This window comes from Gluconobacter cerevisiae (assembly GCF_015244675.1).
Classification (GTDB): domain Bacteria; phylum Pseudomonadota; class Alphaproteobacteria; order Acetobacterales; family Acetobacteraceae; genus Gluconobacter; species Gluconobacter cerevisiae.
Genome location: NZ_JABCQO010000006.1, coordinates 111,885 through 124,489 on the forward strand (window position 1 = coordinate 111,885; position 12,605 = coordinate 124,489).

Consider the following 12,605-nt stretch of genomic DNA (forward strand, 5'->3'; position numbering starts at 1 on the left):
ATTTGATAGATATTAAAAAATATAAATTATTATAAATATAATTTTTGAGAAAATTATTGTGTATTTCAATATATAAAATAATTATCAATAATCTATTTTATATATTATTGGCGATATGATGAAGTTTGTGCTGGTATTTTTCTGAAAAACCTTGATTCCCTATTGTCGATACTTCTGATTGGTTTCTCAGTTTTTTGTTGATTATTTATTGTGTCTGACGAATGGCCGTGTGTTTCGCTGGTTTAACCCGATGGTGCAATACTTTGTATTTGAAGGATTGGTCGGCCGAGGGTGCAACTATCCAGACGCTGTCATCAAACGACGGCCATGAAATCACTGAATACGCCTCAATGGCTTCGTGGCCGTCTTACATCTCTGGATAACGGCTAAGGACTCTGAACAGGATCGCGACATACCAATATGTAGGTCTGCACAATCTGGATTTAGACGCCTAGAAAGGTGCCGCCGAAGAGGTGGACGTGGAAATGAGGAACTTCCTGTCCGGAATTGGGGCCTGAATTGCTGATGAGGCGAAAGCCATCGTGGGTCAGACCCTGTTCCTCTGCGATTTTCGAAACAGCCCGCCAGAAACAGGTGATTTCTTCGGGAGAAGCTGTTTCTCCGAAATCAGCGATGGAGATGTAAGGGCCTTTTGGGATGACCAGAACATGGATCGGCGCCTTGGGAGCGATATCGTGGAAGGCGAGGGCAAAGTCGTCTTCATAGACCGTGCGCGCGGGGATTTCCTTACGCAGGATGCGGGCAAAGATGTTGTTAGGATCGTAGGCCATGTGCGGGCTCCTGTTCAGCCGAGCTTTTCTTTGGGTCGGGCTGCCTTCTCGGCGATGCCACTCGTGCCTTCGCGGCGCTTGAGCTCCGTCCAGACGTCTTCAGGGGAGACGCCGGCGTCCACCCACATGACGATCAGATGATACAGAACGTCTGCGCTTTCGCCGATCAGTTCTTTGCGATTACCGTTGACGGCTTCGATCAGACATTCGACCGCTTCCTCACCGAATTTCTGGGCGATTTTGTTGCGGCCGCGGGACATCAGGCGTGCGGAATGGCTGAGGGACGGGTCGGTGCCGCGACGGGACTGAACCGTGTCATACAGGCGCTGGAGAATCTGTTCCTGCAGGAGGTCAGACTTCTTGTCGTCCTGCTGCTTTGAAGGCTTCGGAGCCGGTTTGGTAGCGGGTTTTCCCATGATCTTATTCTCCAAGCCTGACCGGCAAACCGGCCTTGTTCAGCGCATTCTTGACTTCATCAATGCGGAATTGGCCGAAGTGGAACACACTTGCCGCCAGAAGGCCACTTGCGCCGACTTCAGCGCCCTCCACGAAATGCTGCAATTCGCCCACACCACCGGAGGCAACGACTGGAACGGTTACGGCGTTGCAGACTGCGCGCAGCAGATCGAGGTCAAATCCTGCGCGGGTGCCGTCACGGTCCATACTGGTGAGCAGGATTTCGCCCGCACCCAGATCCTGCATTTTCCGCGCCCATTCCACGACGTCCAGACCTGTGGGTTCGCGGCCGCCTTTGGCGTAGACTTCCCATCCACCTTGGCCATTGGAGCGCGCGTCGATGGCAACGACGATGCACTGGCTGCCGAAGCGTTCGGAGGCCTCATGGATTAGGTCCGGGTTTTTGATGGCAGCTGAGTTGACGGCGCATTTGTCAGCACCGGCGAGCAGCAGTCGACGCATGTCTTCGCAGGTGCGGACACCACCGCCCACGGTCAAGGGCAGACAGATGGCTTCGGCCGTGCGGCGAACGACGTCGAGAATGGTATCCCGGTTTTCAACGCTGGCAGTGATGTCCAGAAAGGTGAGTTCGTCGGCACCAGCAGCGTCGTAGAGTTTGGCCTGTTCGACCGGATCGCCCGCGTCGCGCAGGGAGACGAAGTTCACGCCTTTGACGACGCGACCGTCCTTGACGTCCAGGCAGGGGATGACGCGGAGTTTCAGCATGATCCGAGGACGTCCAGTGCATCTTTGAGCGCGATGCGACCGTCATAGAGCGCGCGTCCGACGATCGCGCCGGAAATGCCCGGAACGTCGCGGGCAACATCGCGCAGCGCTTTGAGATGCTCCAGAGTTCCGACACCGCCGCTGGCGATGACTGGAATGGACAGGCGGCGCGCCATGTCTGCGGTCTGTTCGAGGTCGAGCCCTGCCAGCATTCCGTCGCGGGTGATTTCGGTGAAGATCACGGCGGCGACACCAGCGTCTTCCATGCGCAGGGCCAGATCGTTGGCTTCCAGTTCCGACACTTCGGCCCAGCCTTCGGTAGCGACCCGGCCCTGTCGGGCATCGATGCCAGCAACGATACGGCCCGGGAAGGCACGGGCAGCCTGACGAACCAGTTCAGGGTCCTTGACGGCCACGGAGCCGAGAATGACGCGGGAGACGCCCGCTTCGAGCCAGCGTTCAATCGCAGCCATATCCCGGATGCCACCGCCGAGCTGTACGGGAAGGCTTGTGGCCTTCACGATGGATTCAATGGCCGGAATATTGGTGGAGCGGCCAGCGAAGGCACCGTTCAGATCCACGACATGGATGTGACGGCATCCGGCTTCGGCGAACATGCGAGCCTGAGCACCAGGATCGTCGGAATAATGGGTTGCATCTTCCATTTCGCCGCGTCGCAGTCGGACGCAGGCACCGTCCTTGAGGTCGATGGCGGGGTAAAGCGTCAGACCGTGTGTCGCAGTCGGAGTTTCCGGTTCGGATGCCGAACTGGAGGCGGAACTGCTGGCGTCAGGCATGGCGATGCTGGACTGCCAGCGGGCGGCCTCGTTCTCGTTTGCCAGAAGTTTTGAGAGAAAAAGTCCGCGCACCGTCTGCCCTCCGATCCGTGCATAATAAGGATGCGTGCCCCAGTGTTCGAACTCGAATGACCGGAACAGCCCGATAGCGGCGACATGCGTTTCGCGGATGTCGCAGTTTACAACCTTGCAGCCAATGGCTTTTGCGCCTTTGAGCATGGTTTCCAGAAGTACGCGTCCCAGACCGCGCCCGCGGGCGTAGGGTGCCACGAAAAAGCCGGTCAGGTTGGCGGTTGCCGCGTGAGCTTCATAGCTTGCAGGCGGACGGACAAGCTGCCCCGCACCGCAGATCGTGCCATTATCACGCACGACATACAGGCTGCGCTCCGGCACAAGCAGCAGACCTTCGAAATAGCGCGCCAGTGCCTGATGGCCGGGAGGCTGAAGCCAGCCGAAACCGCCCCCGTCCAGAATACCCGCCGATGTGGCCTCGATCAGGGCGTCCAGATCTTCGGGCGACAGTGACGAGACGACCCGTTCACAGGTAATCGTCATGAAGTCCACCGCAGGAAGTTGCCGAGGATGGTCAGGCCGACATCCTGGCTTTTTTCGACGTGGAACTGCGTGCCGCAGCGGTTTCCACGGGCCACGATGGCCGGAACCTGCGTGCCGTACTGCGCGGTGGCGACCAGATCGCTCTCCGCGCCGTCATGCAGGGCATAGGAGTGAACAAAATAGCCGTGATTGCCGGGCGTGAGACCGTCCGTTAGCAGATGCGCGCCGGGTGTGAAATCCAGTGTGTTCCAGCCCATGTGGGGCAGACGCAGACCGGCACTGGCAGCTTCATCCATGCGGCGAATATTGCCGGAAATCCAGCCCAGCCCCTCGGTCCGGCCATGTTCGAGACCATAGTCGCTCATGAGCTGCATGCCGACACAGATGCCGAGAAACGGCGTGCCATTGGCGGTTGCAGTTTCAAGCATGGAGCGCAGTTCTGATCCGAGACCCTGCGCGCAGTCCGCGAATGCGCCCTGACCGGGGAGGATCAGGCGGTCTGCGGTGAGGATGTCATCTGCGTCGCGGGAGATGACGACGTTGGCCTCTATGCCCTTGCGTGTCGCGGCCTTGCGGGCTGCCTGTGCGGCCGAGGCGAGATTTCCGCCATTGTAGTCAATTACGACGACGCGCATGGAAACTCCGGGGATGTGCCGTAGGAAGGGGCGTATTGCTGCTGGTCCATCCAGCGCAGGAGCGCGATGTCCCGGCTGGGTGCGGCGATGGGCGTGCCGGGAACGCGGCCGTTCAGGCGCTGTTCCCACAGACGGATCTCAGCCGTGAAGCTGGCGAGTACGGCGTGAATGGCTACGATCAGATCAAGCCGTGGCCAGAATCCTTTTAAGATATGCAGCGTGATCATGGTGACGGCTGCGGTCAGAAGGGCAGAAATCCACGCGCCATAGGTCAGCAGACCAAACCAGCCGAAAAACAGGACGCGCCATGAAAAACCGTCCTGCACCATTACGGGCATCTGCGGGCCGGGAGCTTCAGGCTTCGTGCAGGGAATATAGAGCTTCACAGCACGCCTTTGGTGGAGGGAATAGCGCCTGCCAAGCGCGGATCATGCGAAACGGCAACTTTCAACGCGCGGGCAACGGCCTTGAAGCCGCTTTCGGCAATATGATGCGCATTGGTGCCGGCCTTGCAGGTGATGTGCAGGGCAATATGGGCGGACATGGCGAAGGCGCGGAAAAACTCTTCAAACAGTTCCGTGTCCATCGTCCCGATCTTCTCCCGAAGGAAGACGACATTCCACGCGAGATAGGGGCGGCCGGAAATATCTACCACGGCTTCGCACAGGGCTTCGTCCAGCGGCACGAGCGCATGGCCGAAACGTTCGATACCGCGCTTGTCTCCGATGGCCTGACGAAAGGCCTGTCCGAAAACAATGCCGACATCCTCGACAGTATGATGCCCGTCGATATGCAGGTCTCCCTTGGCCTTCAGATCAAGGTTGAAGCTGCCATGTTTGGCCAACGCCGTCAGCATGTGATCGAAAAAGCCGATGCCACTGTCCACGTTGGAACGGCCTTCGCCGTCGAGCGTGAGGGCAAGGGTGATATCGGTTTCGCTGGTGGCCCGATGCAGGCTGGCATGGCGGATGTCGTTCATGACATCTCTGCTACACCAGCATGGCACGGATTTCCACGCTATCCGGCCAATATGCTTGTGAAATCCACAATGCCCCCAGGCCGAAAAAGTCTGAGCGGGGAAAGTGTGTTCCCGCAGGAGCCAGTGTGAAAGGGTGTCACGTTTCCTTGAAGTGAGCAGTGTCAGGAAAATAACCTTGGCGAGAAGGGGAGATAGGCCCATATTTCTGGATTATGGCACATCATCATTCCCCCCTCGACGTCCTTCTCTCCCGCGCCTCGACGGACCATCTCGTCGAGCCTCCGCCGAAGGGGGATGACCTCCGCACCATTCTCTCCGCCGGCCTCCGGGCCCCGGATCACGGGAAGATGCGCCCCTGGCGCTATACGGTGATCAAAGGCAAGCACCGCGAGGCTTTCGCTGATCTCGTGGTGGAGGCGATGGGGCGGCAGGAGTCCGATGCGCCTGAGGCCAAGAAGACCAAGCGCCATCACCGCTTTTCCAATATGCCGATGATCATTGCACTGGGCATGCATCTTAAGCCAGACGGGAAAATTCCCGTCATCGAGCAGGAAATGGCCGTGGCTGCAGGGGCAATGAACGTTCTGAACGCGCTTCACTCATCCGGATTCGGCGGAATGTGGGTGACGGGTCCGTTCTGCGAAGACCGAATTCTGCTGACAGCTCTTGGGCTGCCCGAGCCACATCGTCTTGCGGGCTTCCTGTTCGTAGGAACGCCCGCGAAGCATTCCGATGAGCGCAAGCGTCCCGAAATCGACGATTACATGGCGGTCTGGAAGGGCGATGCCATCAAGTTCGCCGCGGATGCCGGCTGAACAGATGCGTTACGACGTTATTATCGCGGGTGGTGGTCCGGTCGGGCTGGCTGCTGCAATTTCGTTTGCGCGGGACGGACGCAAGGTCTGCCTTGTCGAGCGGTCATCTGCGGATGTGCTGGCTGATCCGCCTTTTGACGGGCGGGAAATCGCACTGACCCATCATGCGTCGGAATGGCTGAAGGCGGTCGGTGCGTGGGATGAGATTCCTGCTGGCAGCATCTGTCCGATGTATACGGCCCGAATTGAAACCGGAAAGACCGGAAATCCGCCCCTTCTGTTCGATGCGCCCGCTAATGGCCCCGATGCGCTGGGGCATATGGTGGCGAACCATCTGATCCGGCGGGCGCTGTATCGCGTGGTTTCGAGGACGCCGGGTGTGGACATCAAGGCCGGAGAGGGCATTGCCAGCTCATGGCACGATACGCGGTCGGCAGGCGTCGTTCTGGCTAATGGCGAGCGTCTTGAGGCTGATCTGCTGATTGCGGCGGACGGACGTTTTTCGCGCCTGCGGACTGAAGCCGGAATCGGTGCCATCGTGCACGATTTCCAGCGCAACATCATGGTTTGCCGGATGCGGCACCCCGAACCGCATGCCAATACGGCGCTTCAGTGGTTCGATGAAGGACAGACGATCGCTCTTCTGCCGGTCGCAGCAGATGAGCGGCCGGGGTCCTGTTCATCGCTGGTTCTGACGCTGGAACCGGACGAGATTGCGCGTCTCAAGACACTCGACGGCAAGGCCTTCAGCGAGGACATCACCGCCCGCACGCAGGGGCGCATGGGCCCAATGACGCTGGAGAGCGCGCGTTGTGTCTATCCACTCAAGGCCGTGTATGCGCATCGCTTTCAAGCGCCGCGTCTGGCGCTGATCGGGGATGCAGCTGTGGGAATGCACCCGATTACGGCGCATGGATTCAATCTGGGCCTCAAGGGACAGGAAGTTCTGGCTCGGGCGATTGCGGACGGGCCGGGCGATGCGGGTGATCCGTCCGTTCTGGCGCGTTTCGAACGTACGCATCGTCTGGCGACCGCGCCGCTCTTTGCGGCCACCAATGCCATTGCGACCGTTTATACCCGTGATGAGGCACCGTTCCTGATGGCGCGTCGGGCAGGGTTGGCTGTGGCCAATCGGCTCCTGCCCTTCAAAGCGGCTGTAACGAACATGCTGATGGATCGTCAGGGCTAAGGCATCTGACGGTTCGGTTTCCGGATTGAAAGGGAATTACCGTGAAGGCTTTCGGACATCGACGCGGGACCCGCATGGACGAAGCTGACGCTCTGGTCGAGCTGGATATTCCGACGCCTGTTCCGGGGCCTCGGGATGTGATCGTGGAGATCCGTGCGGTTTCGGTCAATCCCGTTGATACAAAGCTGCGTTCGATGGACGCGCCGGATGGCGAGCCGCGCGTGTTGGGATACGATGCAGTCGGTACGATCGTTGCGACGGGCGGTCAGGTGCGCGGCTTTCGGGCGGGAGACCGGGTATTCTATGCGGGAAGCGCGCAGCGGCAGGGAAGTGATGCACGGTTTCAGGCCGTCGATGAACGTCTGATTGCGCTGGCTCCGAAAACGCTTTCGGATGTCGAAGCCGCAGCACTCCCTCTGACGGCCCTGACGGCTTGGGAACTGTTGTTTGACCGACTGGGTGTGCGATTGGGTGAGATGGATAATCCCGACGCGCTTTTGATCGTTGGCGGAGCGGGAGGTGTGGGATCGATCCTGACGCAGATCGCGCGCCGTCTGACGGGACTGATGGTTATTGCCACAGCCTCGCGCCCCGAAACCACGGATTGGTGCCATGAGATGGGCGCCCATCATGTTATCGATCATCGCAGGCCGCTCGATCAGGAACTGGCGCGGATCGGAATCCCTCAGGTGCGTTATGTTGCGGGGCTTACGGCCTCGGGGGAGCACCGGGATGCGATTGTGCGCTCTCTCGCTCCGCAGGGCGCATTGGCGCTAATCGACGATCCGGGCGAATTTGACATCATGCCTTTCAAGCGCAAATCTCTTTCGGTGCATTGGGAATATATGTTTGCCCGCCCGATGTTCGAGACGCCGGATATGGCTGTTCAGGGGCGCATTCTGGGACAGATTGCTTCGCTTGTGGAAGCTGGCCTTCTGAAAACCACGCTGCATGAGGTGCTGGAACCGATTGGCATTGCCAATCTGCGGAAAGCTCATGAACTGCTTGAAAGCGGTAAGGGTATTGGAAAAGTCGTGCTTTGCGGCTTTGAATAATCCGTTAGTTAAAATGCGCCCGTAGTAGCGGTGTTGACGAAATACAGAGCATGATCAGCCCGAATAGCGCCATCACCTTGATGACAAAAAAGCAGGCGTGATGGCGGGCATCCGCGCCGGTTGCCAGCATCATGAAGGGGTCCGGGTCAGGGAAACCGGTTTTGCTGCCGACCTGTATCAGTTCCAGCGCGCGCTGACGGTTAGCGGCCGCCTGCGCACGAGGGCGTGTCATTTCCGTTCCAGAAATGTCAGCTTTCTCGTATAGTGCGATGAGATAGAGTTCCAGATCTTCGCGACGATATGCGATCTTCTTATCTGGAGTTTGGGTCCGTGCCGGTCCTGTGCCGAGGAGGGTCAGCAGCTTCATTCTGCGTTCCGGCAGCCCCAGATGGACTGCGGCTTCTGCTATAGAGAGGGTTTTGGAGCGTACGGGCAGGTGGAGAACCTGACCGATTGTTGTCTGGCCGGAAAGATGTGTCGGGGATGGCATCGGTCTGGATCCTGTCCTTGCGGAACGGTCTTGACCTTAAGAGCAGGGCCTCCGGAAATCGAGCATTTCGCGGAGTCCTGCGGTATATTTTTAATCAGGCTGTCGTGATGGCGATGCCTTCGGAACGGAACCGGCGGAAGACGTCGAAAAGAATGGCATCCTGCACGCTGCTGGCGTCCCGGGCGGAGGTGAGGGCAACACTCAGGGTCACAATCAGACTGTCTGCCGTAATGGCACTGACCCGGACTTTGGGTGCAGGTGTTGCGAGGACTTCATCGCGATGTGCTGCAACTTCGAGCAACATGGATTTCGCTTTTTCCGGATGCGTCGCCACCGGAACCTGAAATGTCAGGTTGAGAGTTCCCGTCGCCCCACTCAGCGTGGCGTTTTTGACGCTCGTCGTGATGAACTGGGAGTTCGGAACAATCATGGTCGAACCGTCGCTCAGCCCAATATCGGTCGCGCGGATGCTGATGCGTTTGATATCCCCCCGCGTCCCGGCGATCTCGACCATGTCTCCAACGCGCACCGGTCGCTCAGCCATGAGAATAACGCCGGAGACGAAGTTCTGCACGATGGATTGCAGACCAAAACCGATACCGACCGAGAGGGCGCTGACCACCCAGGTCAGGTTTTGTACGGATACCCCGGAGATGGACAGGATTCCGAGACCGACGAGAATCCACGAGCAATAGGTGAAGATGCTGAGGATCGACGTACGACTGCCGATGTCGAGACGGGTGGTGGGGAAAAACCGGTCTCTGATCCACATCCGGGTCTGACGGATAGCGTAATAGGCGACTACGGCCAGCACGATGACCAGAACGACTGTGTCGAGCGAGATCTTTACGCCGTGGATGGTATTACCGACGAACAGCAGCCAGAAGCGACTGGTGATGTCTGTCACGCTGAAGTTGCCATCCGTTTGGGCGATGGAAAACAGCAACAAAAGCAGCAGGATGTTTCCAAGCCCGGAAAGGATGACCCCGATCTGGGACAGGCGGCGTTGCGGCAGCCCAAGCTGAATCAGGCGCCGACTGAAGAAGCCCCCTTCTGAAAACAACCGTTCCAGCACGTCGCGCCAGCATAACCCCAGGAGCGCCACAATGGCTACGCCCGTTCCCAACGACAGCAACCAGCCGTTGAGCGTGAAGGCAAAGGCCACATAGCCCAGCAGGATGGAAATAACCGTTATGGCCAGAATCAGACTGGACACACCCAATGCAGATGGGGCGAAGCCGCGTGTATCGTTCTGGTTTCCCAGCCTGCGGAATGTATCTACAGCGCACAGACCGATGGCAATTGAGAACGCGATTTCCAACAGAAGCTGAAGTGTCTGACCGAAAGCATCCTGAGCCTGAAAGGCGCGCAACAGATCCAGCAGAAGAATGCTGATGGCCAGAATCCAGTCCACCCCCCGAAGTGCCTTACGCTCGCCGGGGTTGCCTTGTGCCAGAACGCCGCTGCGTCCGAAAACCGGCAGTCCGGCGCCGATGATGAAGCCGCAGACGGGGATAGTCTCGCCAATGACGGAACCGATGGGACCGCCGCCATCAGGCAGTACTGCCGCAGCCCAGATGAACCATGTCAGCGTGGCGATCAGGGCTTCCAGCGCGCCATTAAGCGTGATGGCAATGATGCTGGCAGAGAGAGCCTCCTTGACGCTGTCCTCGGTAGCGGGACGGAAATGGGCGCCACAGCGTTTGAGCAGACGCAGCATCAGCGGCGAACTGAAACCAATGGTTACGAACGTGACGGCGCAGCCGATCAGGAGATAGAGCCAGTCTGCCAGAACGCCGCCCGCATGAAGCGAAAAACGGTTCTCGGCACGCTCGGTCAGGAGCGTGTTCCAAAAGCGTGGAGCCAATGGAGAAACCGTGTGTTCAGACAATGCCGCCTGTTGCAGTCGTGAGCGGCGGGTATTGATGGCCGTGTTAAGTTGCTGTGCCTGAAGATTATAGAGCTTGGCCCGTATCAGGGCTGATTTCACAGACCGGGCATTCTGCTGCATCTGCTGGCGCTGTGCAGTGACGGAGGCGTCTTCGTTTTCCACGGCATTTGGACCGAGGATCTTCAGGAAAGACTCAATGATGTTGTCATAGGACTGGATTTGCGTGACCGCGTCCTGAGTGCTCTGCTGGACTTTCTGGATTCGGGACGACAGGCTTTCGAGCTCGCTATTTCCCGTATTGCCGTCTTTACGGTTCAGAGTAGCAAAGACCTGTTGCAGGGCCGTGACGTTATCGTCGAGTTGACGCCCGATAGCGGCAGAGACCGCAGTCCAGCCAAGGCCGGAACTTGCGGGGTCACGCGGCGAATCTTTCCCTGTGTCTTTCGGCGCAGGTTTGGAAGAGACGGTACTTGTCTGGGGCGCGACGGCTTGTGGAGCAGCGAACGCCCCCGGGGGTACCAATCCTGCGAATACCAGCCCAACGGAAAGCATAAAAACACTCAGGCCATGCCTACAAACGGCTCCGGAACGCTGTCTGTTTAAAGATCTAGAGGCGCGCGCGGCAGGCCGTTTGGTCATGCGGTGTGTATTCCGTTCAGTGTCTTGGTGGGTTTTCAACGGTTTGCAGGGACAAGGGTTCGATTGGCACGGAAGCACGGATACGAAAAAGGCATCTTTTCCAAAACTGAAAAGATGCCCTGAACTCCGAAAAGTACTCCGTGTAATCCTGCTGGCAGATTAGTCCTGCCAGTCAACGCCATGAGCGTCTGCAATCGACTCAAAGCCGTCGCGACGCATGGCTTCGAGCAGTTCCTGTTTCAGGCGGCTCAGGATGCCAGGCCCCTGCAGCACGAAAGACGAATAGATCTGCACCATGTCTGCGCCCATGCGGATGCGGGCAAGAATGTCCTCGCCAGTTTCAATGCCGCCGCAGGAAATCAGCGCCAGTCGACCCTTGTTCAGCCTCGAGACAATCCGCAGCACGTCCCGCGAACGGGCTGCCAGAGGCCGTCCGGACAGGCCGCCGGTTTCGCGGGCTGCCGGATCACGCAGGGTGGCTGGGCGGGCTATGGTCGTGTTGGTCAGGATCAGGCCCTGCGCACCTCCGTCGATGGCAGCCTCAAGGATCGGCTCGTAGGAACTGTCATCCAGATCCGGTGCGAGCTTGATCAGCAGGGGTGGCCGTTCGGGATTGCGCGTGTTGATGGCCGTGAGAAGTTCTTTCAGCATGGCTGCCGACTGAAGATCGCGCAGGCCCGGCGTGTTGGGCGACGACAGGTTCATTGTAATGTAGTCGGCATACGGCCGCACGCGAGCCACGAGTTCCGGATAATCCCGTAATGGGTCGGAGCCGGTCTTGTTGATGCCGATATTTACACCCAGCGGAACGGTCGGGCCGCGCATCCTGCCATTGGGCATCGGGCGGTGCAGACGGGCGAGGCGTCTGCAGAAGCGGTTTACGCCGCAGCCATTGAAACCCATGCGATTGATGATCGCACCGTCCTCAACCAGCCGGAACAGGCGCGGACCCGGATTGCCGGGCTGGGGGCGAGGTGTCACGGTCCCGGCCTCGATATGCCCGAAGCCCAGCTTTGCGAGCGGGCGAATGGCGCGGGCATCTTTGTCGAACCCGGCAGCCAGGCCGATCGGGTTGGGAAAGCGCAGGCCGAGTGCGCGGGTCGAGAGAGCCGGCACATCTTTCGGGGCCTGACCACCGAGGCCAAGAGCGAGAGAGTGAATGGCGAGTTCATGTGCCGTTTCGGTGTCGAAGCGGTGCAGAAGCGGGGTGACGAGCGTTCCGAGATCGATCATGAGTCGTTTCCATAGCCTAATCCGTGCTGTGAAGCATCCACCTCACGGCTTTGGGTGATGTCTGGTGGCGTTTTATCTTGGCGGTAACGCAGGGACACGATAGACGCGAACTCATGTCCGGTGCCCCTGCTGCTGAATCTTATGACGAGCCTTATCTGGAGACGTGCTGTCGCTCGACGTTGCACCGGCTTCTGCTGTGTGCCGCGACGGGCCGCCCGACAGGTCTGAAAGATCAGCCTTGTCTGGAGCGGCTGCAAAGACTGGGACTGTCCCAACTGCGCGATGACGGGCGTTTCGTAATCACACAAGATGGTTTGAAGCGGCACAGTGAAGAAATCGGCCCAACGGGCTGAG

The 12,605-nt window shown here is 58.8% G+C and carries 14 protein-coding genes; 4 read left to right on the forward strand and 10 right to left on the reverse strand.

Annotated features, from left to right (window positions below; translation table 11 throughout):
* Positions 1 to 443: 443 nt before the first annotated feature.
* The 7 genes from HKD21_RS08795 to hisB are packed head-to-tail and all read right to left on the reverse strand — an operon-like array spanning position 444 to position 4,939.
* Entirely contained in the window at positions 444 to 791 is a 348-nt protein-coding gene (locus HKD21_RS08795) for a histidine triad nucleotide-binding protein (protein ID WP_194255332.1), read from the reverse strand.
* Positions 792 to 805: 14 nt separating this feature from the next.
* A complete protein-coding gene (locus HKD21_RS08800; protein ID WP_194255333.1) occupies positions 806 to 1,207 on the reverse strand; it encodes a phosphoribosyl-ATP diphosphatase in 402 nt (133 codons plus the stop codon).
* Between the two features lie 4 nt (positions 1,208 to 1,211).
* On the reverse strand, positions 1,212 to 1,973 hold the full coding sequence (gene hisF / locus HKD21_RS08805) for an imidazole glycerol phosphate synthase subunit HisF (protein WP_194255334.1): 762 nt from the start codon (positions 1,971 to 1,973) through the stop codon (positions 1,212 to 1,214).
* Positions 1,967 to 3,325, reverse strand: a complete 1,359-nt coding sequence (hisA, locus tag HKD21_RS08810; RefSeq protein WP_194255335.1) for a 1-(5-phosphoribosyl)-5-[(5-phosphoribosylamino)methylideneamino]imidazole-4-carboxamide isomerase — start codon at positions 3,323 to 3,325, stop codon at positions 1,967 to 1,969. The genes hisF and hisA overlap by 7 nt, the downstream gene beginning before the upstream one ends.
* Entirely contained in the window at positions 3,322 to 3,960 is a 639-nt protein-coding gene (gene hisH / locus HKD21_RS08815; RefSeq protein ID WP_194255336.1) for an imidazole glycerol phosphate synthase subunit HisH, read from the reverse strand. Before hisH ends, hisA begins: the two co-directional genes overlap by 4 nt.
* The gene (locus tag HKD21_RS08820) at positions 3,945 to 4,346 is read right to left on the reverse strand and encodes a hypothetical protein (protein ID WP_194255337.1); all 402 of its coding nucleotides are present in this window, start codon (positions 4,344 to 4,346) and stop codon (positions 3,945 to 3,947) included. Before HKD21_RS08820 ends, hisH begins: the two co-directional genes overlap by 16 nt.
* A complete protein-coding gene (gene hisB, locus HKD21_RS08825; protein WP_194255338.1) occupies positions 4,343 to 4,939 on the reverse strand; it encodes an imidazoleglycerol-phosphate dehydratase HisB in 597 nt (198 codons plus the stop codon). The genes HKD21_RS08820 and hisB overlap by 4 nt, the downstream gene beginning before the upstream one ends.
* A 212-nt stretch (positions 4,940 to 5,151) precedes the next feature.
* Here hisB and HKD21_RS08830 point away from each other — a divergent pair, with 212 nt between their 5' ends.
* From HKD21_RS08830 to HKD21_RS08840, 3 genes are read left to right on the forward strand one after another with little or no spacing between them, the layout of a single operon-like run.
* Positions 5,152 to 5,754, forward strand: a complete 603-nt coding sequence (locus HKD21_RS08830) for a nitroreductase family protein (protein ID WP_194255339.1) — start codon at positions 5,152 to 5,154, stop codon at positions 5,752 to 5,754.
* A gap of 4 nt (positions 5,755 to 5,758) precedes the next feature.
* Positions 5,759 to 6,943: a 5-demethoxyubiquinol-8 5-hydroxylase UbiM gene (ubiM, locus tag HKD21_RS08835; RefSeq protein WP_194255340.1), complete on the forward strand. Its 1,185-nt coding sequence runs from the start codon at positions 5,759 to 5,761 to the stop codon at positions 6,941 to 6,943.
* Between the two features lie 41 nt (positions 6,944 to 6,984).
* Positions 6,985 to 7,998, forward strand: coding sequence for a zinc-binding alcohol dehydrogenase family protein (locus HKD21_RS08840; protein WP_194255341.1), 1,014 nt, complete (start codon positions 6,985 to 6,987; stop codon positions 7,996 to 7,998).
* A 4-nt stretch (positions 7,999 to 8,002) separates the two neighbouring features.
* On the opposite strand, the gene HKD21_RS08845 is transcribed toward HKD21_RS08840, so the two are convergent.
* The 3 genes from HKD21_RS08845 to HKD21_RS08855 all read right to left on the reverse strand — a co-directional run bounded on the left by HKD21_RS08845 (position 8,003) and on the right by HKD21_RS08855 (position 12,251).
* A complete protein-coding gene (locus tag HKD21_RS08845) occupies positions 8,003 to 8,488 on the reverse strand; it encodes a hypothetical protein (RefSeq protein ID WP_194255342.1) in 486 nt (161 codons plus the stop codon).
* Positions 8,489 to 8,582: 94 nt separating this feature from the next.
* A complete protein-coding gene (locus tag HKD21_RS08850) occupies positions 8,583 to 10,931 on the reverse strand; it encodes a DUF3772 domain-containing protein (protein ID WP_194255343.1) in 2,349 nt (782 codons plus the stop codon).
* 246 nt (positions 10,932 to 11,177) lie between these two features.
* Entirely contained in the window at positions 11,178 to 12,251 is a 1,074-nt protein-coding gene (locus tag HKD21_RS08855) for a quinone-dependent dihydroorotate dehydrogenase (protein ID WP_194255344.1), read from the reverse strand.
* A 113-nt stretch (positions 12,252 to 12,364) separates the two neighbouring features.
* Here HKD21_RS08855 and HKD21_RS08860 point away from each other — a divergent pair, with 113 nt between their 5' ends.
* Entirely contained in the window at positions 12,365 to 12,604 is a 240-nt protein-coding gene (locus HKD21_RS08860; protein ID WP_194255345.1) for a hypothetical protein, read from the forward strand.
* Position 12,605 lies beyond the last annotated feature (1 nt).

Bases quoted from the DNA above. Each gene is read 5' to 3' on its own strand.
- HKD21_RS08795 (WP_194255332.1), bottom strand. From the start codon at position 791: ATGGCCTACGATCCTAACAACATCTTTGCCCGCATCCTGCGTAAGGAA.
- HKD21_RS08800 (WP_194255333.1), bottom strand. From the start codon at position 1,207: ATGGGAAAACCCGCTACCAAACCGGCTCCGAAGCCTTCAAAGCAGCAG.
- hisF (WP_194255334.1), bottom strand. From the start codon at position 1,973: ATGCTGAAACTCCGCGTCATCCCCTGCCTGGACGTCAAGGACGGTCGC.
- hisA (WP_194255335.1), bottom strand. From the start codon at position 3,325: ATGACGATTACCTGTGAACGGGTCGTCTCGTCACTGTCGCCCGAAGAT.
- hisH (WP_194255336.1), bottom strand. From the start codon at position 3,960: ATGCGCGTCGTCGTAATTGACTACAATGGCGGAAATCTCGCCTCGGCC.
- hisB (WP_194255338.1), bottom strand. From the start codon at position 4,939: ATGAACGACATCCGCCATGCCAGCCTGCATCGGGCCACCAGCGAAACC.
- HKD21_RS08830 (WP_194255339.1), top strand. From the start codon at position 5,152: ATGGCACATCATCATTCCCCCCTCGACGTCCTTCTCTCCCGCGCCTCG.
- ubiM (WP_194255340.1), top strand. From the start codon at position 5,759: ATGCGTTACGACGTTATTATCGCGGGTGGTGGTCCGGTCGGGCTGGCT.
- HKD21_RS08845 (WP_194255342.1), bottom strand. From the start codon at position 8,488: ATGCCATCCCCGACACATCTTTCCGGCCAGACAACAATCGGTCAGGTT.
- HKD21_RS08850 (WP_194255343.1), bottom strand. From the start codon at position 10,931: ATGCTTTCCGTTGGGCTGGTATTCGCAGGATTGGTACCCCCGGGGGCG.
- HKD21_RS08855 (WP_194255344.1), bottom strand. From the start codon at position 12,251: ATGATCGATCTCGGAACGCTCGTCACCCCGCTTCTGCACCGCTTCGAC.
- HKD21_RS08860 (WP_194255345.1), top strand. From the start codon at position 12,365: ATGTCCGGTGCCCCTGCTGCTGAATCTTATGACGAGCCTTATCTGGAG.